Origin of the sequence: Candidatus Thiodiazotropha endolucinida (assembly GCF_001715975.1) — a bacterium.
Taxonomy (GTDB): domain Bacteria; phylum Pseudomonadota; class Gammaproteobacteria; order Chromatiales; family Chromatiaceae; genus Thiodiazotropha; species Thiodiazotropha endolucinida.
Window position 1 is genome coordinate 69066 of record NZ_MARB01000001.1, and the last position, 24541, is coordinate 93606.

Annotated in this window: 22 protein-coding genes and 1 tRNA gene; 5 read left to right on the forward strand and 18 right to left on the reverse strand. The window is 51.1% G+C overall.

Annotated features, from left to right (window positions below; all coding sequences use genetic code 11):
* Positions 1 to 3: 3 nt before the first annotated feature.
* Genes CODIS_RS00330 through CODIS_RS00340 form a run of 3 tightly spaced genes read right to left on the reverse strand, consistent with a single transcriptional unit; the run spans position 4 to position 2614 of the window.
* Positions 4 to 597, reverse strand: coding sequence for an SCO family protein (locus tag CODIS_RS00330; RefSeq protein WP_069120076.1), 594 nt, complete (start codon positions 595 to 597; stop codon positions 4 to 6).
* Positions 594 to 1415: a sulfurtransferase gene (locus CODIS_RS00335; protein WP_154722950.1), complete on the reverse strand. Its 822-nt coding sequence runs from the start codon at positions 1413 to 1415 to the stop codon at positions 594 to 596. The genes CODIS_RS00330 and CODIS_RS00335 overlap by 4 nt, the downstream gene beginning before the upstream one ends.
* A 23-nt stretch (positions 1416 to 1438) precedes the next feature.
* The gene (locus tag CODIS_RS00340; protein WP_083220446.1) at positions 1439 to 2614 is read right to left on the reverse strand and encodes a pyridoxal-phosphate-dependent aminotransferase family protein; all 1176 of its coding nucleotides are present in this window, start codon (positions 2612 to 2614) and stop codon (positions 1439 to 1441) included.
* A 514-nt stretch (positions 2615 to 3128) separates the two neighbouring features.
* Here CODIS_RS00340 and CODIS_RS00345 point away from each other — a divergent pair.
* The 3 genes from CODIS_RS00345 to CODIS_RS00355 all read left to right on the forward strand — a co-directional run bounded on the left by CODIS_RS00345 (position 3129) and on the right by CODIS_RS00355 (position 6973).
* Positions 3129 to 4184, forward strand: a complete 1056-nt coding sequence (locus CODIS_RS00345) for a putative Ig domain-containing protein (protein ID WP_162420058.1) — start codon at positions 3129 to 3131, stop codon at positions 4182 to 4184.
* Between the two features lie 463 nt (positions 4185 to 4647).
* Positions 4648 to 6138 carry an ExeA family protein gene (locus CODIS_RS00350; protein ID WP_069120091.1) on the forward strand — a complete coding sequence of 497 codons (1491 nt, stop codon included), beginning with the start codon at positions 4648 to 4650 and terminating at the stop codon, positions 6136 to 6138.
* A 367-nt stretch (positions 6139 to 6505) separates the two neighbouring features.
* A complete protein-coding gene (locus tag CODIS_RS00355; RefSeq protein WP_154722951.1) occupies positions 6506 to 6973 on the forward strand; it encodes a VPLPA-CTERM sorting domain-containing protein in 468 nt (155 codons plus the stop codon).
* A gap of 133 nt (positions 6974 to 7106) precedes the next feature.
* Here CODIS_RS00355 and CODIS_RS00360 read toward each other — a convergent pair whose 3' ends face one another.
* The 8 genes from CODIS_RS00360 to CODIS_RS00395 form a co-directional block, all read right to left on the reverse strand.
* Entirely contained in the window at positions 7107 to 8318 is a 1212-nt protein-coding gene (locus tag CODIS_RS00360) for an ABC transporter permease (protein ID WP_069120099.1), read from the reverse strand.
* Positions 8318 to 9091 (reverse strand): ABC transporter ATP-binding protein, encoded by a 774-nt coding sequence (locus CODIS_RS00365; RefSeq protein ID WP_083220447.1) that lies wholly within the window; start codon positions 9089 to 9091, stop codon positions 8318 to 8320. Before CODIS_RS00365 ends, CODIS_RS00360 begins: the two co-directional genes overlap by 1 nt.
* Positions 9092 to 9126: 35 nt before the next feature.
* The gene (locus CODIS_RS00370) at positions 9127 to 11148 is read right to left on the reverse strand and encodes a vWA domain-containing protein (RefSeq protein ID WP_069120117.1); all 2022 of its coding nucleotides are present in this window, start codon (positions 11146 to 11148) and stop codon (positions 9127 to 9129) included.
* A gap of 21 nt (positions 11149 to 11169) precedes the next feature.
* Entirely contained in the window at positions 11170 to 11898 is a 729-nt protein-coding gene (locus CODIS_RS00375) for a hypothetical protein (RefSeq protein WP_069120127.1), read from the reverse strand.
* A gap of 395 nt (positions 11899 to 12293) precedes the next feature.
* Complete coding sequence (locus CODIS_RS00380; protein ID WP_154722952.1) at positions 12294 to 12611, reverse strand: hypothetical protein; 318 nt, start codon at positions 12609 to 12611, stop codon at positions 12294 to 12296.
* A gap of 285 nt (positions 12612 to 12896) precedes the next feature.
* Positions 12897 to 12983: transfer RNA gene (locus tag CODIS_RS00385), tRNA-Leu, on the reverse strand.
* 36 nt (positions 12984 to 13019) lie between these two features.
* Positions 13020 to 15269 (reverse strand): bifunctional diguanylate cyclase/phosphodiesterase, encoded by a 2250-nt coding sequence (locus CODIS_RS00390; RefSeq protein WP_069120134.1) that lies wholly within the window; start codon positions 15267 to 15269, stop codon positions 13020 to 13022.
* 25 nt (positions 15270 to 15294) lie between these two features.
* Positions 15295 to 16161, reverse strand: coding sequence for an alpha/beta hydrolase (locus CODIS_RS00395; protein ID WP_069120138.1), 867 nt, complete (start codon positions 16159 to 16161; stop codon positions 15295 to 15297).
* Between the two features lie 187 nt (positions 16162 to 16348).
* Here CODIS_RS00395 and queA point away from each other — a divergent pair, with 187 nt between their 5' ends.
* Positions 16349 to 17389, forward strand: a complete 1041-nt coding sequence (gene queA, locus CODIS_RS00400; RefSeq protein WP_069120142.1) for a tRNA preQ1(34) S-adenosylmethionine ribosyltransferase-isomerase QueA — start codon at positions 16349 to 16351, stop codon at positions 17387 to 17389.
* 222 nt (positions 17390 to 17611) lie between these two features.
* A complete protein-coding gene (tgt, locus tag CODIS_RS00405) occupies positions 17612 to 18727 on the forward strand; it encodes a tRNA guanosine(34) transglycosylase Tgt (protein WP_069120147.1) in 1116 nt (371 codons plus the stop codon).
* Positions 18728 to 18912: 185 nt separating this feature from the next.
* Here tgt and CODIS_RS00410 read toward each other — a convergent pair whose 3' ends face one another.
* The 7 genes from CODIS_RS00410 to CODIS_RS00440 all read right to left on the reverse strand — a co-directional run bounded on the left by CODIS_RS00410 (position 18913) and on the right by CODIS_RS00440 (position 24541).
* Positions 18913 to 20001 carry a CBS domain-containing protein gene (locus tag CODIS_RS00410; RefSeq protein WP_069120152.1) on the reverse strand — a complete coding sequence of 363 codons (1089 nt, stop codon included), beginning with the start codon at positions 19999 to 20001 and terminating at the stop codon, positions 18913 to 18915.
* A 310-nt stretch (positions 20002 to 20311) separates the two neighbouring features.
* The gene (locus CODIS_RS00415; protein WP_069120862.1) at positions 20312 to 21307 is read right to left on the reverse strand and encodes an FAD:protein FMN transferase; all 996 of its coding nucleotides are present in this window, start codon (positions 21305 to 21307) and stop codon (positions 20312 to 20314) included.
* 170 nt (positions 21308 to 21477) lie between these two features.
* Positions 21478 to 22449 carry an AgmX/PglI C-terminal domain-containing protein gene (locus CODIS_RS00420; protein ID WP_069120157.1) on the reverse strand — a complete coding sequence of 324 codons (972 nt, stop codon included), beginning with the start codon at positions 22447 to 22449 and terminating at the stop codon, positions 21478 to 21480.
* A complete protein-coding gene (locus tag CODIS_RS00425) occupies positions 22446 to 22958 on the reverse strand; it encodes an ExbD/TolR family protein (RefSeq protein WP_069120167.1) in 513 nt (170 codons plus the stop codon). The genes CODIS_RS00420 and CODIS_RS00425 overlap by 4 nt, the downstream gene beginning before the upstream one ends.
* Complete coding sequence (locus CODIS_RS00430; RefSeq protein WP_069120170.1) at positions 22955 to 23473, reverse strand: ExbD/TolR family protein; 519 nt, start codon at positions 23471 to 23473, stop codon at positions 22955 to 22957. The genes CODIS_RS00425 and CODIS_RS00430 overlap by 4 nt, the downstream gene beginning before the upstream one ends.
* Positions 23470 to 24123, reverse strand: coding sequence for a MotA/TolQ/ExbB proton channel family protein (locus CODIS_RS00435; RefSeq protein ID WP_069120179.1), 654 nt, complete (start codon positions 24121 to 24123; stop codon positions 23470 to 23472). The genes CODIS_RS00430 and CODIS_RS00435 overlap by 4 nt, the downstream gene beginning before the upstream one ends.
* A gap of 130 nt (positions 24124 to 24253) precedes the next feature.
* A complete protein-coding gene (locus tag CODIS_RS00440) occupies positions 24254 to 24541 on the reverse strand; it encodes a hypothetical protein (protein ID WP_083220448.1) in 288 nt (95 codons plus the stop codon).

Consider the following 24541-nt stretch of genomic DNA (forward strand, 5'->3'; position numbering starts at 1 on the left):
GCGTTACTGCGCTGCATCGATCAGGTTATTGAGATCCTCAGCGATAGTAGCGGTATTGTTGTTCCGGGTAAACAGGGCATGCAGTTTCGCGTCCGGCCCAATCAGGTAGAGTGTATATTCCGTTTCGTTGTCGGCGTCGCCGAAGGCGGTAAAGACGATGTCCACCTCTTGCTTGTCTCCATGCAAGGCCTGGAAGTTGTCTGACAGCGATGCGAATGATATCGCCTTTTCTTCGATCTTGTTTCCGGGCAGGTAGAAATAGTGAATCTGCTGTTGCAGATCAGGATCCGCCGCCAGGCGATTATGTACCTGAATCAGTCTGGTGAGTGCGATCGAGGAGATTTTTCCTGGACCGGGATCAAGCATCAACAGGCTCCAATGACCTTGCAGATCGCTGAGGGAAAAGGGTTCACCCTGCTGATTGTTGAGATCGACTGGCGGTACCGGGAGTGGGGGATTGATCAAAACACCGTCGATTTGGGGTAATGTCCTGGTGTGTTGCTTTTGTGTATGGCCAGCATAATAGGCGACTGAAAATGTGATCAGCGCCAGAATCAATATGACTGCCCGGCGCTGTTTACTGGATGGCCGTCTCATGGCATGGCTTTAGGTGTATCGTCACTGTTACCCCATTCTGACCATGAACCCGGGTAGCCCCTGCAGTGCTGGTAACCCAGATGGCGCAGAACGAACCAGGCGAGAGATGAGCGATGGTGAGTCTGGCAGTAAACGACGATCTCTTTATCTTGCTCCAGTCCCAATTGGTTGAGCCGTGTCCGCAGCGCTTCGTCCGCCTTTAAGCGCAGGTTTCGATCGCGATCCATGACCTCCAACCAGTCGAGGTTGACCGCTCCCGGAATATGCCCCGGATGCCTGGAGAAGCGTGAGATACCGGAATACTCGTTCCAGCTGCGCGCGTCCCAGAGGGCGAAGTCAGGCTCACCGAGACGTTTGATTATATAGTCGACGGTGGCGACTGTATCCGTACCGGGTACTGCGGTGAAATCGGCAGTTGCGGGCGGTGATAATTCGCGACTGCAGGCATGACCCTCATTGGCCCAGGCGTGCAGTCCTCCGTTCAACAGCGAATAGTGCCCGTGTCCCATCGCCTCCAGCGTCCACAACAAGCGCGAGGCATTGCCGCCACCTTCATCATCATAAGCTACGACATGACTGTCATTACCGATGCCGAGGTCAGAGAGTGTCCGTGCCAGTGTATCGGCATCAGGCAGCAAGCCATGCGCGGGATGATCGCTGGCCACTATCCGGCTGTAGGCCAGATGTATCGCCCCTGGAATATGGAGTTGGGCATAGGTGGTCTCTTTGCATAAATCGATGACCACCAAGCCCTCCATTCCGAGCAGGTTTTGCAGCTGCTCGGGCTCGAGCAGCAGTGGGATTTCTTCGACTATCACTTAGCTTTAACAGGCACTAAGTACTAGAGCGCTTGCTGGACGCGGCCCAGGGCAGCACCTGTATTTATCGGTGCGTTCATATCGCTCAGTACGGCCTCCAAAGCACCCACGCACAACAGAATATTTTCCGCTCGGGCACTATGCCCCATCAAACCGATACGCCAAACCTTGCCAGCCAAGGCACCCAGGCCGGCGCCGATCTCCAGGTTGTACTCACTGAGTAACCGGCTTCTCACAATTGCATCGTCGACGCCTTCGGGAATGGAAACCGCATTCAGCTGGGGCAGACGATGCGCCTCGTCCACGATAAAAGTAAGACCCATGGCTTCGAGGCCAGCCTTCAAAGCATTGTGCATCTTGTTATGTCGCATCCAGGCGTTTTCCAATCCCTCATCCTGGAGTATGCAGAGTGCTTCATGTAAGCCATACAGTGCATTTACCGGTGCGGTATGGTGATAGGCTCGCTTTTGACCACTACCCCAGTATCCCATCACCAGATTCAGGTCGAGAAACCAGCTCTGTACCTTGCTGCTGCGGTTGCGTACCTTTTCCAAAGCACGTTTGTTGAAGCTGACGGGTGCAATGCCCGGTGTACAGGAGAGGCATTTCTGAGTTCCCGAATAGATTGAATCGATTCCCCATTCATCGACTTTTAGTTCACAACCACCGAGGGAAGTGACACTGTCCACGATCGTAAGGCAGTCATGGCGATGAGCAAGTTCCACCAGTTCCTTAGTATCTGAACGGGCGCCGGTTGAGGTCTCGGCGTGGACAAAGGCAAGAATCGCAGCATCGCTGTTTTGTTCGAGAGCCGCTTCGACCTTTGCCAGATCGACAGCTTTGCCCCACTCATCCTCGACCATGATCGGAGTCCCGCCGCAACGTTCCACATTCTCTTTCATGCGGCCGCCGAAGACACCATTTTGGCACACGATGACCTTGTCGCCAGGTTCGACCAGGTTGACAAAACAGGTCTCCATGCCTGCCGATCCTGGTGCCGAAACCGGCATTGTCAGCTGGTTTTCGGTCTGGAACGCATACTGAAGCAATCCCTTGGTCTGCTCCATCATCTCGACAAATACCGGATCCAGATGGCCGATGGTCGGGCGTGACAGTGCCTCGAGTATGCGGGGGTGTACATCGGAAGGGCCGGGGCCCATGAGCGTACGGACGGGTGGGTTGAAACTTGGAGTCGTCATACTGCGTTGCCTATTGTTATCGAATTAAAAAACGCTGCTGAGTATAAGTGTCGAATCCATTCGGCATCAAGTGATACCCCCCTGGCGAGGTTGCGGTAATTGATCCCTGCACAGGTTGCGGCGGCTAAATTCGGATTGTTGATCGCTGTTTTGGCAGGATGCTGACTTGTCAAATGAGCCCAGTTTTTTTATTGGGACTATCCTGATTATTTTGCTTGGTAATATCAAACTCGGAAAGAGAATCATTCAGCTATTTTTCGAGCAATCCAGCCACCCGGATTTGGGATTAAACTAAATATATTTTTTTAATTAAATCAATTGGTTGTAATTAGCTGTCCGGTATTGTGAATAAGGTCATGTTGATCTGTGATCCAGTTCCTCAGGTCATCCATGGGTCTGCCGTAATCTATTCCAGGAATTACAATACTGAGGCATCGAAATGAGATTACACCAGGCGGCTTTTTCAGCAATAACATTGAGTATCATTCTCAGTGCATGTGGTGGTGGAAGTGCTGTGACTGAGTCTGATCAGGTAGCCAACATACCTGATCAGGAAACAGCTGTCTCCAATGGTAGCGAAACAATCGTCATACCGCCTCCGAAAAACGGCGCTACATCGATTGAAGAGCCGACCACTACCACAAAGCCACCTGCAACGTCGACACCTGTTACATCAACTCCAGTAAGGCCTGCACCGACGACCAATACCCCTGAGCCTGCCGAGGTGTTCGGTGCCGCGTCTTTAACAACCGCTGCGGTGTCCGGTGACGATGTCATCCTTAGTTGGAGTCAGGCCAATGACGTTCCGCAAGGCGGATACAATATATTCATCAATGGTGTAAATTCAAAAGACCTGAGCAGTACAACAGGCACTACGGCAACCGTTCAGGGCCTGGACCTCAGCGTTCAGCACTGCTTCACGGTTCAAGCACGATATACTCAGGCCAGCCCGGTACAATTTTTTACGTCCAACAGCCGTTGTACAGATGCGCAGCAGTCAGACAGCGACAACCAGGCACCTGTAATCACCGGCAATCCGACAAACAGTGTGAATGCAGGTGAGTCCTACTCCTTTACGCCAAGCGCAACGGACAGCGACAATGACAACCTGACTTTCTCCGTCACTAATCTGCCTGCCTGGGCCCAATTCAACAACCAGACAGGTACCTTAAGCGGTTCACCAACAGCTGATGATGTAGGTGACTACAACAATATTGTCATTACTGTTTCAGATGGCACCGATGAGGACAGCTTGAATGCATTTGCAGTTACCGTGAACCCGGATGCCACAGCGCCGGTGACCGGTTCAATTTCGCTGAGGTGGGTCGCACCGACAACCCGTACTGATGGTTCGGCCCTCAACCTGTCAGAGATTCAAGGATTTTGTGTCTATGTTGGTACCACGAGAAATAATCTACAGATGGTTGCCGACATCAATGAAGGTGATAGGACTACCTACGTGTTGGATAACCTGGATCTTGGAGATTACTATGTGGCGGTATCCGTATACGATCAGCAGAATAACATGAGTAGTTATTCCAATATCGTAATGAAGACTGCTGTGAATTGATCAAGAAATAGATCGTCGCAATTTGCTGCGACACAAATTACTTTCCAGTAAAACCTGCTGCATGATTGACCTGCAGCAGGTTTTTTTTATTTAACTGTTGGTGTTATATTCTGCTTGTCTGGGAATAGTTGCCGGCTGCATTGATGTTGAGCAAGAGACCGTATCGAGTGACCTGCAAAATGCTCCCAGTAACTTGGTGGTTTATGAGTGTAAAATGGATTTTTTTCTGACATTATGTTGCCTGAGTCATGAACTCGTCAGGCGACTCAGCGCTATCCATTCGGTCTGACATCATCGAACCCTAATAAAAAACGCTGTTATTTACTTATTGATTACAGTCGTGACTACTAGCCCTTGTCCGTCAACATTGATTTTCCGGCCAGTATCCGACGTTATCGCTTCTCTTGCTGAGATTGAAACACTTGGTTGTGACAGCGGGCAATCATGAAGTTGAGTGACAAAGATGTACGAATCATTATATGGATTTAATGAGACACCCTTCCGTTTATGTGCTGACGAACAATTCTGCTATGCCCACAGCAATTATGAGCGAACCGCTGATTGCATAACATATGCACTGAAGCAGGGTGAAGGTATTCTCTTGTTAACCGGGCCTCCCGGAACCGGTAAAACAATCTTATGCAGAGATATCATCTCAAAGCTTGATCCAAATAAGTTTAGTGCCATTAATCTAATGATGGGGCAGTTGTCAGCGGAAGAGTTACTTAGGAAGATAGCGCTTGAATCGGGTATGCCGGCAGAGGAATACAATAGAGCGACATTGCTGTCTTCCATTCATCAGCGTCTGAAAGACCTGCACTATACAGACAAGCGATTGATATTGTTTCTTGATGAGGCCCACATTCTTACACAGAATACACCGGCAGAGTTGGAGCTATTGTCCGATCTGCAACAGGAGTGGCACTCGGTTCTTCAGCTGGTCCTGATAGGCAATCCCGAGTTATGGGAGTCGATTGAAGGAGCAGGTATCGAACACATACAGCAAAGGGTCTCTGCAGTGTGCGAAATGAAAAACATGACTGCTGAGCAGACTGAAGGTTATATAAAACACAGGCTTCACCGGGTGGGATGGAGGCGTGATCCCGTCATTGAGAGATTAGTTTATTCAATCATCTATGATGTCACTCAGGGACTACCACGGCTCATCAATCATTTAATGAGTCGGTTGTTGTTGGTCACCGCATTAGAAAACAGGCATCAGATAAGTATTGGTGATGTTTTGTCGGTTGCAGAGTTGTTGATCGATGAGGGTCGATTGAAACTACATTCAAATGAAACAATAGATTCTTTAAAAGAAAAGTATATACCCATAAAACCGTTACAAGATGTCTCAATACTCCCTTGCGAACACGGTAATACACCGGCAGTTGAGCTATGCTCCGGTGAAATGGTCGGGTCATCCATTAAACAATCAGCCATTGACGATTCTACGGCAATACATGATGCTGCAATTTTTGTTCACGAAGCGGAGCAAGAGTTCGATGAATTCGACCTCTCACTGGAAGATTTGGATATGCCGGATACGGAATGGATGGAGTGGGGCAGTCCTGGCCCATCATCCGTGTCCAATGGAGCAATGAATCAAGCCACTCATTCATCAGGTGAAATATTAACAGCTGAGTTCGAACAAAATTCAAGGCAGAAGAGGCGAGAATCGCGCGATTCCAATAGTGAACATCAGTGGGGTGGTGTCTGGTGGATGTCAGTTAATGATAAACGTAAGATTCGAATCTCTTCAGATGCTGCCGATGAACTGCCTTCTATAACGATTGAGGATTGCCCGGATATGTTCAATGAACCTGTGCCTCAATGGATAAATGATCGAAGAGGCGGCGAAGACATGAAAAGTACGAAACGAATGGTATTCCATGCATTTATTGTAGTAAGTTTTGTGTCGCTAATACTCTTCATTTTTTGGCTTGCAACAGGATGAAATTCTCTCGATAGTATTTGATTTTAAACTATTGGTTTAACTTCACTTAAAATGTTATTTATTGATCAATGTTTATTTCTTCATCCCTAACTATGACATTTTAAATGTGAATGGTGGCGCAGGCCGGTCGGATGTAGATCTGCGGCATAACCTGCCATATCCGGTTCCATTGTCAGTTTAATTCTCGAACAATTAATTAAACACTAGAAGATTAATGTGTGATCTAAATTGCAGTTGTAAAATAATTGTTAAATGTGGCCTTTTTGTGCAGTTGTTAGGATTTTTATGTTGTTTCAGTCGCAAACCTGCTATTACAATCTATGATGAGATTTGGGAGTTTATTTCACGGGCTTAAAGGACGAGGATCATGAAAAGGTTATTCTGCACATTGGCATTGATGGCCGGCATTGTTTCAACGAGTGTGTTTGGCGGAACAGTCATGGATGCCGGTACTTTTACAGAGAATGGAGACACTTACAATCCGTCGCCATATTCTGGAATTTTTACGGATGTTATTCACTTTGATATTGCTACTTCCGGGCTATCACTTATCTTTTCTGGATCTCATACCGGGATGGCGGCAGATGAAATGTTGCTGACAAACACGAATGATGGTGCGAATTTTCATCTTGGACCGGTGTTTTCGGAAAGTTTGAGCTTGGCTAAGGGCAGTTACGTATTTACACTCTCAGGTTTCGCCTTGAATGCGCTCGATAGCAAAATTTACTCCGACTACGATCTTACAATATCGGCCGTACCGCTTCCTGCTGCGGCTTGGTTGTTCGGTTCTGCTTTGCTTGGGTTCATCGCTTTCAGTGCAAGGCGGAAAATCTAACGCTCCATAATGCACTAAAAACTATTCAACAGGCCCGTGGTGAGAGATCTTCACGGGCCTGAGTTCGTCCTTCCCTATTGCGTTGCTTTACGTGGTAGTGGGTATAGGATCACTACAAGTTTGAGGTGGACCTCTAAATCTCTCTCAACCCTTCCGATGGTTCCACGCTTGCTGCACGGTAACCTGCAAGTGATGCGGCAATAATCGATGACCCCAGCGTCAGAAGTAGGGCGACAAGAAAGTGGTCAGGTAGCAATCTGCAGATTGTCTCACCATCCTCGGTCTGTGACATGAATAATCCGTTGATAGTGAAACTGACAGCCAGATAGATCAGTGATGCTGTCAGCCACCCGAAGAAAGCGGTGAATGCCGATTGTAAAACCGGAAACCAGATTATCTCCCCAGTACGAAAACCGACCAGCCGAAGGACGCTCAACTCTTTTCGCTTTCGGTCGACATTTGCCCACAGACTGGCGCCCAAAGAGAAGGAGAAACCAATAAGTCCGATGAGTGCGATCAACCAAAAAACCAGGCTCAGATTCTGATCCATACTACGCACGATATCGATGTCAGCAGCCCGGGTATTCACTTCAATCCCCAATTTTTGCAGTGCATCACTGATTGGTGCGACGTCATAGATGGAGCGTGTATAGAGGCGGAAGCTGGGATAGGTACGCTCCTTGTTTGCAGTATTTGTGCCGCTCCAACCGAAAACCGGGACCGCGCGACCATCGCGGAAGTCCTCTGCAGCCTCCAGCAGACTCAGGTTGGTGAAGGCGCCGTCACGGGTAAAGCTGGCGTGTCGCGCTACATCGACTACCTGGAGTGTGACGTGCACCCTTTCACTACGCCCCTTGTATCGGCGTGACAGGCTGCCATTGATCTCATCGCCCGTCTTTACCTTAAGTCTTTGTGCGGCTTTTTCCGAGAGCACAATCTGTCGCAGGTTCTCTGGAATGGTTCGTGCTTTCAGAAGTGGATCGCCTGGACCTGTCGGGATCATTTCAACTGAGACGATGCGCTTGGCTGCTTGGCTCTTCAGGTCGATGGTGGCGGCGATGGCGCGGGTGCGCGGCACAATAAAGTCGATCTCCTCCCTTGCTTGCAGTTGTTCGATCCAGGCGCTGTCATAGCGGCCACTGCCGATAGGTCGTACCTCCCTGTTGCGTGGGTCCTCTATAAGGTTGTTGAGCATGCTGCCAACGATGCCGAATTTTAGACCATAGAGGATCATCATCGGCCCAAGCACTGCCGCCAGGGCGATGATGAAGAAGCTCGACATTTGCCATTCGTTGCGGTAATCACGACCGGCCAGCCAGATGATATCCTTAAATCGATGACGCATCAGCCACTCACAACAGTTTCAGTCATCGATCCATCTGCCTCTCTATGAGTGTGGTGTTCCAGGTGACGGAGTCCCAACCGGTTGATGTGACGCCATGCATGACTGGCCAGAATGACTGTGATATGAAGTTCATCCACAAGTTCGATGAACAGTGACATTATGCGTTCGGCTGCAATGGGATCGAGCGATGCAGTGGGTTCGTCGGCAATTACGATGGCCGGCCGATGAGCCAGGGCGCGACCAATGGCAACCCGTTGACGTTCACCGACAGAGAGCATATGTGGCAGCTTGTTCAGATGTCTGTGTATACCCAGGTCATTCGCCAGCTCGTCGACCAATCCATCATCCTGCATATCGAGCAGGCGACGGGAGAGATTGATATTTTCCCGAACCGTCAGATAGGGCAGCAGCCCGCCTGTCTGCATGACATAACCGATCCGCAAACGACGAAGATCACCCAGTTTGTTGAGTTGATTCTTCTGCCATAGCGCTGAAATATCGACCGGCTCTGCGCCCCGCTCCGGTCTGAAACGAAATGACCCGATATTGCTCGGTTTCAGTGTCATCGAGAGCATATCCAGCAGGGTGCTCTTGCCACAGCCACTTTCACCAATGAGCGCTATTTTCTCTCCCAGCGCGATCTGCAGGCTCGGTACGCGTAGACGGAATGCACTGCCTTCGGCTTCTCGAGTCTTTACTACATCACGCAAATGATAGATGAGTACCTTTTCACCGGTCAGCGTTGCGCCCGGGTGGATAACAGTGGTCGTCAAATCGGGTACTCCTCCAGTTCCACGATGAAGGAGAACTAGGGCAACATTTCCAAGGCGATTGGGAAGACGGAGTCACCGGAAATCGGTCCTCCGTCCAGTGAAACCCAAAGGTCTGTATGATCATGCAATACCTGGTAGTAGTTTATCTTCTCTTCCAAGCGATTGATGAATCTGATCTGATCCCGGGCCGGCCAGTCCTGCCAATTCTCCAAGGATAGATTCATCACTTCACCGGTGTACGGTAGGTCCTCTATATATTCCCGCATAAAACCCATGTCCGCCAGATTGCCTTCGCGCGCGCCGGTCACTCGCGTTGTCGTTCCAAGTTGTTCCGGGTCCCGGGCGATCGTGGCGGCAAGACTCTTCAGATCGTTGAGGAAGGTGCGTGGAGATAGCAGGCCCTCTTCGGCTGTAATGAGAACCTGGTGCATGATGCTGTGCAGATCACTGAGCTGGTCGCGAGTCAGGAGTACGCGTACATCGAGGGTTTGTCTCTGTGGCTCGTTGATATCCCGATCGACCAACCAGGCATTGAACACGTTGGGGATCTGCCGCTTGTCTTTTTGTTGAAGATAACGCATACGCAGGGCATAGCCCAGTTTGGCAACCTTTGCCTGGAATTGGGCCAACTGATCGGTTTCTTCATCTTGTGTTGTCTGGTTTTCCCTGGCCTGGCGTTCCATAGCCATACTCTTCCCGGCCGCCGCCAGGGCGGCCAGTTTGACCTGCTCGGTGATCTGCTTGGCCAGGGCATCCAGAACTCTGCCGAATCGTTCAACATCACCTGTTTCGACACCGAAGTAGAAACTGCCGATGCCAGGATAATATGAGAGATCACGATAGGTCTCTTCTGCCTTTGTGTGATCCGCCATGATGCTTGGCGTTAAAAGGTGCAAGACCGAGAGTGCTATACCTTTGTCCTGGGCCAGCTGGCGAAGCGATGCGCTCGACATGCCGGTGCCGGAGAGTGGATCACCCGCCTCTCGGGGGCCTGCATCTGTGATCAGAACAACATAGCGGGCATCCTGTTCCTGCCAATCGATACCTGCGATAGCCTCGTTGACACCGGCATAGCTGTCTTCATTGAAATCGCGGCTGGATACGGTAGCGGCTTTGAGTGATGAGACCTGGTTGAAAAATCCGTCTGCATCCTGTCCCTGCCGGAGATCGACATAGGTCTGTGTCAAATATCCCAACCCCGGAACGGCCTGCGGATTGTCGCGAAACGCGATTAAGCCGAAGCTCACATCTCCAGTCAGATCCTCTTTGGTTATCGTGTCATAGATTTTACGCACCGCTTCGCGCGTACGGTCGATATAGGGATCCATTGAGAGAGTGGAGTCAATGACGAACACCACGGCGGAGCGGAAAGGTTTAATGATTTTGTCACTCTCTATCTCGTGTTTCTCTGCGCGGGGTGCCTTTTCTTGAACAGCGGGGGGCGGCAGGAGCGGTACGCTGGAAACTTGCAGCATACGTGCCTGTTCGTTTCCGATATAGATATCCTCATGGTCCCGGATGGGCACCAGGTAGAAATCCTTCAAAATATCGACATGGGTCCTTGGCTGGATTGCAATCACCGGTGAGTTTGTATCAAGTTCGCCCGACTCGGCAGCCTGATACAGTTGCTGATATTTTTCTTTATCATCACTGCTTATCAGCGCCTTCAGTTTCGCTTTCTCATTGAAAAGAAGGACACGATCGTTCCCCAAAGGGTCGCGAAACGCGACAGTCAAACCTTGATTCCAGGGAATGGTGTTGGTTTCCGGCATCCAACCGGCTATTTCACCGTGCCGATTATGGCCGAGTTGTAACCAGGTAGTAGAGCCATTCTCGATCTTTCGCTTATACACATAGAAGACGCTGAATGGTGTGGCAGGATCACCCTTAGTCTGTTGTATTTCCTTATAAAAATGAGCGCCTGGCTTACTCAGGACTCGCTGGTAGAGGGCCTGCTTCCCCTCCATGAGCAGGGGGTGTTGTTGCGCAGCTCCCTGGAGTAAGGAAGGGAAGAGAATACAGATCAATAGAGTGAGGATCGATTTCAGGGTGGCCATCGTTTTATCCTTGAATGCGAGCTACTGCCAGTTCAATAAAAGTCGCTTTGCTGCAAGATCCCCTTTTTTAGCTTGCTCTTCGGTGGTCTTTCTCAACCTGTTGAGCCGTTCATTCGCCTTGACCAAGCCCTTGTCAGCTGCTGCCGAATACCATTTATGTGCCTGATATGCATCAGGAATTTCTAGTAAAGAGTTGCCTTCGGCAAAATGGTTCGGGTCGTGCATGCTAGCCAGTGTAAAGGCTGCTGTAGCATCTCCTTCGCGTGCAGCATAAAAAAGCAATAGATATGCGTCTGTCAACTTCCCTTCATTCTGGTATGCAGTCGCCTGGCTAAGGATTTGTTTTGGATTTAAGGCGGTTTCACCAGAGCGTAAGCTAGATATTAATGCGCGGGCCGATCCCCCTTCGGCGAACTCAATGGCAGCGGATTCTGCTTCAATTGCAGTGTTTTCCGAGGGTGAAGGGTGATCCGCGATTTCAGTTTCTTCAGCGGTATCGGCCTCATCTTCAACCGGGGCAGTCTGCTCCTTGGCTGAGTCGATCTGAGCCCTAATAATGGGGTCGATCTGACTCTCCTCCAGAGGAGGCGCCAGATCGATCTCTTCTTCCGGTGCAAAGAAGTAGTAGATAGCAGCGAGTATCAGCGCGGCAATGGCTATCTCTAATGCCACACGCAGTTTGTCGGAGCGCGTCAGTCTCTCCGCGTCCTGTGTATACTCATCGGGTAATTTGGAATCCGGACTTGTCATACTCTCTTATTATCTGAATTTTAGGCTGGCCTGGATGCCGTCGCCATCCATTCAACCACTCATGAACTACAGCCTTAACATTTGAACAGAACAGACACCTAAAATCTATATATATGCGATAGGTGGAAAAGCCGATAAATGGGCTTGCCCTACAAAGTTGCTTCGAGTGCCAATGCCAGACATGAATCCGGTGTCATCGAGATCTGATCTCATAATGGTTTGACGACATCCGCTCACAATTGCCTGCATAAATAAAAATGATTATCATTAATGATTGTTGGAGCGGATATGGTCTACGAAAGGGGGCAAAGCGCCTCTGCCAGGGCCTGTTCTGTCGATTCCATGGTTTTGGAACCACCAAGCGGCAGTGACGTTATTCGGTATGCTGTCTTTATCTATCTAAGGGTTTTGCGGAACTGCAAGGGTTGCGTTTGTTTACGATCAGTCGTTCTCTTTTTTTTGCTGTTATCTCGAATCTTAATATTGTTCGTCAATCGGAGTATGCCGTCACTGCCGAGAACTCCCAACTTGTTGGTGTGTTTGTTCAATAGAATTGTAGTGGTATCAAATACGGATGGACGTCTGATACAGACGATTCGCCAGCCGAATTTCCTTAGGACAGCGAGTCCATTGACCTGCTCTTTTTTGAGATAGTACTTGGGTTCGGAGGGAATCGGTCCCATGCCTATTCTTTTATCTATATTAGATTTCATGCTGTGATGATGGTTTTCAAGATATTGCGGCAGAGGCTTTACCCCGGTCCCTGGAATACACATCCCCGCACAGTAATAAGATCCTGTCTTCTCTCAAAAGGAAATTATTTCCTAAATCGATGTTCAGATAAATACACAATACCTCTACAATTTATAGGCATTGAACTATCTGAGAGCAAATGGTGTGTACAGTTATTTACAATCTGCAAGAGCAGTTATCGGGACTGCGCCATTTCACCACTAGGGGTCAAGAATTTACATGGAAAGTTAAAGTTCTTTCTTAGATGGTACCGGGGGCGGGACTTGAACCCGCATGGTATTGCTACCGGTGGATTTTGAATCCACTGCGTCTACCAATTCCGCCACCCCGGCTTCGTGAAGCGGCAAAGTATACCTAATTTTTTGAGGCTATGCAGAATAATTGATGGAATCTTTGGAGGAGCCGGTCTTCTCTATCGCCCGTGCGGGCCGACCGAAATAGTAGCCCTGACCATAGCGGAACCCCAGCTTGGCGAGCTGTTCCGCGATCTGGGCTGATTCAATACCCTCCGCCACCAGTAAGTGCCCGGATTCGGATATCATCTTCGCCAGGTGGTTTAGGATAAGGTTGTCCGCCCTATCGTCGACCAGCCGCGTGAGGGTGATATCAAACTTGACCACATCGACCGGCATGGCACCCAGATAACGCAGCGATGAGTATCCGCTGCCGAAGTCATCCAGGGCGATACTAAAGCCCATGTTACGCAGGATTTCCAAGTTCTTTCTGGCTGTTTGGAGCTGGGTGATGAGAGCGGTTTCAGTGATCTCTATCAGCAATTTATAATCGGCCATGAATGGCTTGAATGCCGCTAACTGTTGCAGCAGCTCATGCTCTACGATGGCGGGAGCGGAGATATTGATTGAAACCCCCGTATTGACTGGGATTCTCCCCTCCCGGAGGTCGCTGATCGCCTTTTCAATAACATGGAAATCAAGGTCCAGATCGAGACTTCGTGCTTCGACTAGCGGGAATATGTGAGAGGGCATGATCAGTTGCCCGTCATGAACTATTCGCACCAGGGCTTCGTAATACTGGGGCTTGCCGTTTTCCAGATCTACAATCGGTTGGTAGTGCATGACAAGTCCGGTACCACGGGTGACAGCCTCGTAGACCGCAGTGTGGGTACGATTGGAAAAGAGGCCGCGAGCGTTTTCCGCTAACTCCGGTTTGAAACGGATAATACTCGAATAGCCAGGGCGTTTGGCAAAATGTATCGCAATATCCGCCTGCCAATGCAGGGCATTGATGTTTTCACCTTTCTCCGCTTTTATGTCCGCCACGCCAATACTTATCCGCACAGGCTCATTGATGCCGAGCTTGTCAAAGGGATAGTTGATGACGGCTAGATGACACTGTTTGGCAATCTGCATGGCCTTGCGGGACGGGATACCCATGAGAATGGTCGCAAACTCATCGCCACTGAGTCTGAACAGCTGATCCCGACTGTGCAATATATGCTTCAGTGTTTGTGCGACGGCGATTAATACTTCATCACCAGTATGATGACCATAAGTGTCGTTAAGTGCCTTGAAGTGGTTGATATCGAACAGTATCAGACAGATCTCGTCAGCACTGTGCTTGAACACATCGGTCACTTCCCTCCAGTAACTATCGAAGGCGCGACGGTTCATCACGCCAGTCAATGGATCATGCTGCACGATATCATCCAACTCTTGAGTCTTCTGATCCAGGTACGAATTCGCCTGATTCAATCTGTTGTGGTAGGCGTACAGTGATGTCTGTATCTTATCCAGCTCCTTAATGAACAGTGGTTTTACTGTTTGTTGCTTAACGGCTGTTCGAGGTGAGCTTTGCAACTGATCGATCTGTTGCGATATTTGTAGTATCGGACGATTCACAAGCCAGGCAGCCAATGGAAAGATCAACAGTGTCAGTATCAGCGCGGTACCGGCCAGCTGCAGCAAGGATTGCTTGACGACCGGCTTGATGGCTTGTGCATAGGGGTCGCTGGTAAGCCTGTAATCGATGTACTCCAACAGAGATTGGCTCGATATCATATCGATCTCATCGATGGTAACCCTGATACTGTTTCGGTTGATATGGTTGAAGTGGCTGAAGCCTTTAAGAACTGGGAATAGGTTGCTTAAAGTGGCCAGATATCCCAGTTTTTTTCCGCTGTTCGATTCCTTCATCGGAATGATAACCACGATTAGCGGTTCAAAATTATTAACCTGAATGTAGTGACCGATACCATCGGTATCTATCTTCCGGGGCAGTATTGAGGTGTCCATGGGGGCGAGCATATTGCCATGGAGGTCATAGATCGCAACATCGAGCGTGTAGACCGATACATATTCGATGTTTTTTGCCCTGTATTGGTACCAATAACTGTAAAAGGTTGGGTTGTTGAGCTGTTGCCCAACTTCCTCCCAAGCCGCCAGCTGGCGGGTTTTTTCTCTGGTCTGGCTGATGGCTTCGGATAATGCCGATTCGATTTCAGCCGCTGCGCTATGCTCATTGGCGATACGAAATTTATTATCCAATTGCTCAAACTCTCTATAAGTGAGGTTACCGAGAGTAAATAGCAGGATTAGAAAAAGCATCACGAAGAGTATCGTGAAGAGACTGAGGGATAGCGGTTTTGGTCTGAACGTCATGGACAGTTGCTCTGTTTATAATCCCTCATAATGATTTTTCAATGCCATCAAGCAGATCAAATTCATATGCATGATCAAAAAAATGGTTAGCCCCATCAATTTCTACAATGTCAGCCTGATGTGTCTGCAACTGCGGTTTCCAGTCCGGACCCAGACGGTCGTCACCGCCACCGAATATTATAGTGGGTTTTATCTTCATACCGGAAATCGCCTTGAGTGTTCGATGCGGGTCCCAGGCAAGATAGGAAAGATAATTTTTTGCTGTTGTGGCGTAGTAATCACAATATGCCAACCGATATCTTTCTATTCTGACTCCATTCCGATTCAGATCGGCCTCGGCACGCAATCGCTCTGCCGCATTCTCCTTTGCAACAGGACCTTGAAGGAATGCGATCAGGCTAATCAGCAGGCTCTTCTCAATGGGAGAGTCGGGATAGGCATCGAGATAGGAAACCAGGTTCAAACTGCCGGCGCTATGACCGATGAGGGTAACAGGACGATCTGTCTGATCGTAGAGCCAATCCACCCAAAGGGCGATCTCATTCGTGTCCTGCTGCATGGAGTGGTTATGAACGGCTTCACAAGCAAGGCTTTGTCGTCGATTATTGATGCCCAAGGATAGATTCGGCAGCAGTACCTTGTAACCGGCTTCATGCAGGGCATTGCCGATTCGGCGTACCGTAAAGAAATCCCTTGTCTGGAGAAAACCATGCAGTATGAGTATAGGGGAGGCACTGCTTGTCGTATCAAGGTATTCCGCATTGATCGTCAGTCCGCTGTCCGTTTGCAGGTGGATAATTTCGCTATGGGCTATACCGGATAGAAGAGGAAAGACCAGGACAGCCAACCATTGAAATGTACGGCATGGAGCCTGAAACCTGCATATGATCATCCTAATCCCCCTATACTATGTACCTCGGCAATTTCGATGGTGTTTTCAATTGCCAAAGTTTGTGACCGAGGTTCTGAATGTCTCCCTAATCCTTACTCAGAATAAGGCCAACGGTTGATAATAATGCCAGATTGCGGAAAAGTGAATGATTCACCGCATTCACGTGACGTGCTACTATCCGCGCGCTATGCAGCTATCCGACTTTGATTACCACTTACCCGAGGGGCTTATCGCTCAGTTTCCGCATGCGCAACGTAGCGGAAGTCGCATGCTTGGATTGTTACAGGGGGAGACGGGGCCGAAGGATCTGATGTTCACTGATCTTCCTTCGCTACTACAACCAGGGGATCTGTTGGTGCTGAATGATACGCGGGTGATGCGCGCACGGCTCTATGGACATAAGTTGAGCGGTGGCAAGGTCGAAATATTGATTGAACGTATCCTGGAGCCGGGGTTGGCGATGGCGCATATTCGCGCCAGCAAATCACCCAGGACCGGTTCTCAAATAAAACTGGTCGACACTGATCACACAGTAGAGGTCACGGCACGAGAAGGCGGTCTGTATTTGCTTCGAACCATGACCGACGACTTCTACCATGTGATGGATAAGCATGGTCATATGCCATTACCTCCTTACATTGATCGTAGCGACAGACCTGTCGATGTAGAGCGTTACCAAACTGTTTTCGCACAGAAGCCCGGTGCGGTGGCCGCACCCACCGCGGGCTTGCATTTCGACCATGAAATGTTGGATAGGCTCAAGGATATGGGGGTCGATCTTGCGACTGTGACCCTGCATGTGGGCGCCGGAACCTTTCAACCGGTGAGGGTGAGCAACCTGGATGAGCATGTCATGCACAGGGAGTATATCGAGGTTGACGAAGCAGTCTGCAATAAGGTTGTTGACACACGCGAAAGGGGTGGACGTGTGGTTGCTGTCGGCACGACATGCGTGCGGAGTCTGGAGGCGGCCTCGGGTAACGGAACGATTGAGCCCTATCAGGATGATACCCGACTCTTCATCAAACCGGGTTACCGGTTTCGCAGTGTCGATGCAATGATCACAAACTTTCATCTGCCCCAATCAACACTGTTGATGCTAGTGGCGGCTTTTGCCGGATATGATCGCATCATGAAGGCCTATCAGCATGCGATTGAAAAGCGCTACCGTTTTTTCAGCTATGGCGATGCGATGTTCCTGACGCCTGACGGGGAATTGAAAAGATAAAAAAAAGCGCGGCAGGGGTGCCGCGCTGAATATATCCACCAAAGGAGGATGGAGGAGTGAAAAGTGCTGATAAATGATCAGCACATAAACATTTTCTAATATAATTATGGTTCTGTCAAGATTAATTAGGGAAAACCCGAATGTCATCACAGAATTTTACAATGCACCGTAGCCAGGTTTTCCAATGAGCCGGGGTGTGTTGGAAGCTTTATAAGAAATCCTATGAAATTCGAGCTATTTCAAACAGATGGGCAATCACGGCGTGGTCGCTTGCAGTTCGACAGAGGAACCGTCGAAACCCCTGCGTTCATGCCCGTTGGCACCTACGGGACAGTCAAGGCAATGACCCCAGAGGAGCTGGTTGATTTGGGTGCCGAAATCATACTCGGCAATACCTTCCACCTGATGCTCAGACCCGGAACCGAGGTGATCAGTAAGCATGGCGACCTGCATGGTTTTGCCCACTGGGAGAAACCGATTCTCACCGACTCGGGGGGATTTCAGGTCTACAGCCTGGGGGAGATGCGCAAGATCTCCGAGCAAGGGGTCACCTTCCGTTCGCCCATCGACGGCAGCAAAGTCTTCATGGGCCCTGAAGAGTCGATGCAGGTGCAACGGGAGCTTGGCTCGGATATCGTCATGATCTTCGACGAGTGTACCCCCTACCCGGCAACGGAAGAGGAGGCGAGGGTGTCGATGGAACTCTCGCTGCGCTGGGCGGCGCGCAGTCGCGACGCACACGGCGACAATTCGTCGGCCCTGTTCGGTATCGTCCAGGGCGGGATGTTCGATGAGTTGCGCGATCGATCCCTGCAGGGTTTGATCGGGATCGGCTTCGATGGCTATGCGGTCGGCGGCCTCTCGGTGGGCGAACCCGAAGCGGATCGCTGGCGCATCCTGGATTTTCTAGGCCCGCGGCTGCCGCTGGACAAGCCACGCTACCTGATGGGAGTAGGCACACCGGAAGACATCGTCGAATCGGTGCATCGGGGCATCGACATGTTCGACTGCGTGATGCCGACCCGTAATGCGCGAAACGGCCACCTGTTCACCCATCAGGGAGTAGTGCGTATCCGCCATGCGGCCCATCAATACGATGAGAGCCCACTGGATCCGGAGTGTGATTGCTATACCTGCAAAAACTACAGCCGCGCCTATCTGCGCCACCTGGACAAATGCAACGAGATCCTCGGGGCGCGGTTGAATACCATTCACAACCTCTATTATTACCAGAAGTTGATGTGCGACCTACGGAGTGCGATCGAGAGTGGGACACTACAGGAGTATACTCAGCTGTTTTATGAAAAGCGGGGGATCAAGTGGGGGAAGTGTTCTTAGACCATGCATCATCTACGCATTGCTTAATAGACAAATGATTTTCGGGAGCAAATGTCTATTTTGCGACCTGAACGGACCAAACCGAGTTGTTACTCTGACGCTAAAAGTCCTGGGCAGTGACTCCGCCCCTGTTGCGGCAGGGCATCGTTTCTAGAAGCTGTCTTCCCGTTGCTGGTTAGGGTAACTCAGCGGTCAGGGGCGTCTTCCAGTTCACGCACGAAAATCGCCTGATGGATATCACTGAGGCTAATGATCCCGGCCAGCCGGCGATCCTGGTCTACCACGGGGATGCGACGAAAACCGTGCAGGTCCATCTGTGCCGCCGCCTTCATGACGGGGGCGTCAATCTCGATGGAGATGACTGAGGGAGACATCAACTCACCAACACTCTTCTGCAGCACGCCACCATATGAGGATTCCATCGCCTGGAAGTCCAGGGCCTGGGCAGGATCATCTAGAAACTGGGTATAGCCGGGCAGGAGGGCCTTGAGGATATCCTTCTCCGAGATGACGCCCACAAGCCGGTTATTATCATCAACCACCGGCAGTCCACTGATCTTCTCGCTTGCGATGGTTTCCGCTACCGATCGAATGGTGTCATTCTCTGTAGTGGTATAGACACCGCGGTGCATGACATCATGCACCTGCATGGCGCCCTCCGCCGCCGAGGTCTGAGTTGATTGGGGAGTCCTATCGGGGATTTCCGGAAAGAAGTCCTTGCCCTCCCCGGGGACGATGATACGCTCCTCTTCGCTCACGGGCTCCGGTTTTGGCCATTGACCTGGTACCGGGTTCGGCTCAGTCAGAAAGCCAGAGGTCGCAGCCAGGTCCTTCATGACCGGGTTCCAGAAGAGATCATGACCTGGGACTTCACAGCTGAATTCGATGGGAATGCCGTTAGGGTCGTAGGAGTAGATCGACAAGAAACAGCCGTGATCGATAATATCCGAGCAGTGGAATCCTGCCGCATCCAGGCGGGACATTATCTCCCCGAGGGCATTCTTGTCGGCCACGCCGATGGCAATGTGGTCGAAGATGAACGATCCTTTCACCGGATCACCGTGTCGACGTGGTCGAACGGGTTCCACATCATGCCACTCAAAAAACGAGATGCGGTTATTGCCGGAGACGAGGAAGAAGTACTGACGGTAGCCGGGTGAGCCGTAGGCATAGACAAGGCGCATCCCCAGCAGATCTCGCCAGAACTTGACCGTCAGTTCGATGTCGTGGGTGGCAAAGGCGGTATGGTGAATGCCGGTGAACTCAGTTTTCATACGCTTGCTTGATGCTTGTAATCACTCTGGCTAAGACCCTATCCATCGCCTCTTCCCCCGTCAAGTCAACCGTGGAGGCGCTGCCGATTGGTCCATAGATACGAACAACAAGTTTGGGATCAGAGTAAAAACTATCTGGCAGCCTATATCAGCAATTGCTAAAGGTCTAGTTTTAGCCGATTCCAGAATTTCACTTACCGTTAATTGAGATTTTATTCAGGCAATACGTCGTGATAAGTAATCTGTAACTATGCTTTTATCCATGATGTTTATGATTCACGAAATTCATTCAATAAATCTGGTGCAAGGTTTATTGTGAGCCCGCATCTGTAAAGCCATCCGAAGTAATCATTTCCCCATCTTCGTCGATGATCACGGCATCGATATCCTCCAGACGATTGACCAGCGCCATACCTTTTTCCGCGCCAAGCACGAAGACGCTGGTGGATAGGGCATCGGTGCGGGTTGCGTTGGGGCCGATGATGGTGACGCTCTGCAGGGTGCCGGCGGAGCGCCCGGTTTTGGGGCTGATGATGTGGTGGTAGCGTACGCCGTCACGTTCGAAGAAGCGTTCGTAATCACCTGAGGTGGAGATGGCGTTGTCGACAAGGGGTAGCATGGCGGCCATGCGTTCCTTGTCCCTCGGTGCCTGGATGCCGATGTGCCAGGGCCGGCCGCGATGGTCGCCCAGCAGGCGGCTGTCTCCACCGGCGCTGATCAGCGCATGCCCGATGCCTCTCTGTTGCAGCAGTTCGATGCCCCGGTCGACGGCGTAGCCTTTGGCGATGCCGCCGAGGTCGATGCGCACGCCTGGCTTTTCGAACGAGACCGTGCGGTTAGCCGCGGCCAGTCGAATATTGCGATAGTCGATCAGGGGCAGGGCAGTGTCGATCGTCGAATCGCTTGGCTTTACTCCCTTGCGATAGTCGTAACGGTGCCCAATGGAGGCGAAGGTGATATCGAAGGCGCCTTTGGTCAGCTCGGAGTATACGTGGGAGGTTTCGAGCAGGCGGTAAAACTCCTCCGAGATAACCACAGGTTCGCTTGCGGCCATGCGGTTGACGAGGGCGAGCTCACTGTGCTCGATATAAGGGCTCAGTTTTTTGTCCAGGCGCCTAAACTCCTCCATGACGGCTTGAACCGCCGCCTCGCCTTGGCTTTTGTCCTGGTGCCATAACTGGACACTGACTTTGGTGCCCATGATCGCCTCTTCTCCACTGATCCATGCAGCGTGCAGCGGCTGAAACAGAGCGCAGCAGGTAACCGCTATCAACAGCAGGAGGTGATTATGAATACTCCACATCATTCTTCCGAATTTCATCGCCGAAATATATGTGCTCATTGACGGTGATTGGCGTCCATTTGCGGCTTGCTCTTTCACAGCGCATCAGCCATTCGACTAGGGGCTGTTGAGTAAACCGGAGATCATCAACCGCCTGCAAAGCGAAACGCTGTCACAGGTGGACAATCGATGCATCAAGAGGGCAGAAAATCGATGGGATAGGAGACCACCGCGGTATCAACATCCTTGGCGGGAAACTTAAACAACTTGATACGTGACACCAATTTGCGTTCCAGTTTCTTATCGTTCAGCTCGGATGAAAGTATGACGCACCTGGTCACCTTTCCGGCAGGTGTTATCGTCAACTCCAACACTACCTTGCCACGCAGTGTGGGATCTTTCCGCAAGGCGCGATTGTAGAGTGCGTAGACAGCCCCTTTGTTCTGATCGAAGACCACCTGTATCTCTTCACGGGTACGGTTCCCTTTGAAATTCTTGCCTTTGCCCTTTCCGCGGGCCGCCGCTTTCGTCTCCTCGCTGATGGCGCTACTCTGCACCTCGGTCGTTCGGCGTCCTGAGAGTCCGGCGCCTCCCGTCTCACTGCTCAGGGCGGCGGTATTGATCCCGCCACTGCCACTGGCGACACCGGACGAGATGATCGAACGTTGGCTGCGGTATGTCTTCTTACCGGTAGTCGATAGTTTCTGTACACCCTTGACACTCGATTCGATCTGTTCTTCGCGCAGATCGGCCAATTGATCGGCGAAGGCCAGCAGGCCCGCGCTTGCCGCTTTCTTGCGCGCGTCCTCTTTAGTCGGCTTTTTCTTCGCCACCTGTTTTTCCGGCGGCTTTTGCGGTTCGGGTTTCTTCTTCTCTTCCGGCTTCTTCTTCTCCGGTTTTTTCTTCTCGGGTTCCGGCAGCTTCTTCTTGACGATCTTTTTCGGTTTCGGCGGCTCTTTCTTCTGCTCAAGGATCAGTCTCGCCAGCCGGGGCGGCAGGGTCTGTTTCTTGAAACGCTCTTTTTCCGGCAGCTCGATCATCGGCACGAGGGTGCCTGACAGCAGCGCGATGATCAGTACCACCAGGGCAATGATCTGAAATCGCCGCTCGTCGGCGGATGCCGTGTACCAGGGTAGATAGGTGGAGTGTCGATAGGAGGCGCTCACAACGGCTGTCCTCCATTGGGCTTTTCACTCTTTCTCAATACCGCCAGGGAGACATTGGGGTATTCAGATTCGGCACAGGTTGCCATGACGCGCTTCAGCAGGGTGTAGGGGATCGTCTTCTCACCCATGATGGTGATCTTGCCCCTGAAGGGTTCCAGGCTGCTCGTTTTGGATCTCTCCGCGTGACGCTGCAGTTCACTCTTCAAGGCGGGCAGCGTGGTCCCGCTGGGCAAGGGTTGCGCAAGGTCCATGACCCGGTGTCCCTGTACCAGGATCTCATTGTGATTGACCATCACCACCAGGGTCTCGCGTGGTTTCAAGCTTGCCACCGACTCGGGCAGGCTCAATGCCTTTGCGTTGGGCAGCACTTGAACCTCACCGGAATTGACCAACAGGAAGAAGACCAGGATGGTAAAGATATCCATCAGGGAGACCAGGTTGAGTATGGCATGGCCTTTGTTTCGCCGATGATGACGATCCATGCGTTTTGCCCGGCGTGACATCTTCATGATGCGTTACCTTCATCCTGTTTCTGTGCGGCTACCGGTGGGGCATCGCCCAACGCAATATCGGGGAACAATTCATACTGAACGAGGGTGCCGGCTTCCATGTTCTCTGTCATGCGCACGGCATCCATCACCTGCACCATGGTTTCGTATCTGGTATTCGGTTCCGACAGGATGAAGATATTGCGTTTATCCTGAAAGCGGACCTTGATCTGCACCAGCAGCTCGTTCAAACCTTTCACGTCGTAACCATCCGGGGTGTTCTTCAGGCGTCTGATCAGGCCGCCTTCCCGATCCGCAACTTCGAGGCTGTCGGGGCGGATGATCACTTCCAACTGAAGCTCTTTGATCGCCTTCAGGGTGCCTTCACTGGCAGGGGGCAGATAGAGCTCGATAATGGAGAACCTGGAAAACGCGGCGGTGATCAACAAAAAGGGAATCAGGATCACCATCAGGTTGAGGAAGGCTGTAATGTTCAGCTCTTCCCCCTGTCGATGGCGCCTCAGCCGTTCTCTCATGCCTTGCTCCGTGTGCTGAATGCCTGTTCGCTGAAGATGTTGAGAAATTTCACCGAGGCCATCTCCAGGCTGTCGACGATGGCGGTGGTCTTACTCTGCAGCACGGCATACACCAGCAACAGGGGGATGGCCGCCATCAGCCCGAAGGCGGTGGTGTTCATGGCTACCGAGATACTGGCTGACAGCAGGTCCGCCTTCTCCGCGGGATCGGCGTTGGAGACGGCGGTAAAGGCCTGAATCAGACCTATGATGGTGCCCAACAGGCCGAGCAGGGTAGCGATGTTGGCTAGCGTGCTGAGATAGTGGGTGCGTTTTTCCATCCGTGGGATCGCCTCCATCAATCCCTCCTCCATGGCCACCTCGACATCGTCCCGGCGCCTGGCGGTACGTGCCCGTGCCAGGCCGTAAGTCAACATGGTGCCGATGGCGGTCTTGGATTTGTTGGCGGTCTCCATGGCGGACTTGAAGTCGCCGTCATTGAGATGGGGCAGGACCTTTCTCCAGGTGCGCTTGTTGCTGCCGGTCTGTATGGTCAGAAAGACCCAGCGTTCGATGGCTATCGCCACGCCCCCTGCAAAGATCAGCAGGATAGGGTACATAAAGAGTCCGCCTTCCTGAAAAAATCGGATGATGGGGTCGATGAGCTCCATAGGATTCTCCGTTGTTTAACGCCTGAATATCGGTTTGCTGTAAATATATGCATCCAGTGGTGGATAAAAACACACATCTGATGCAAGAAATCGGGTTGTTTCAGTCATGCGGCACCGAGCAATAGATTCTTTACGGTTTTTCACTGAATGTCTGGTACCAATCGATCTGTCTGCGAAATACATCACGGTCCAGCGGAGCAAACAGCTCATCTCTGCGACCTGTTTCAGGGGGCATCATATTGGTGAGGCGCTTGGCCGAACGCCAGGGCACTACATAGAGTATATTGGGCGACTCTTTGTTGCCGAAGATGGCCGTGCCTTCCAGGTCGAGACGCTGTTCCGCATGCAGATTATGTGACGACAGCAACAACACAGTCATCGCTATCATCAACACGCTTTTAAGTTGCTTATTCATCAT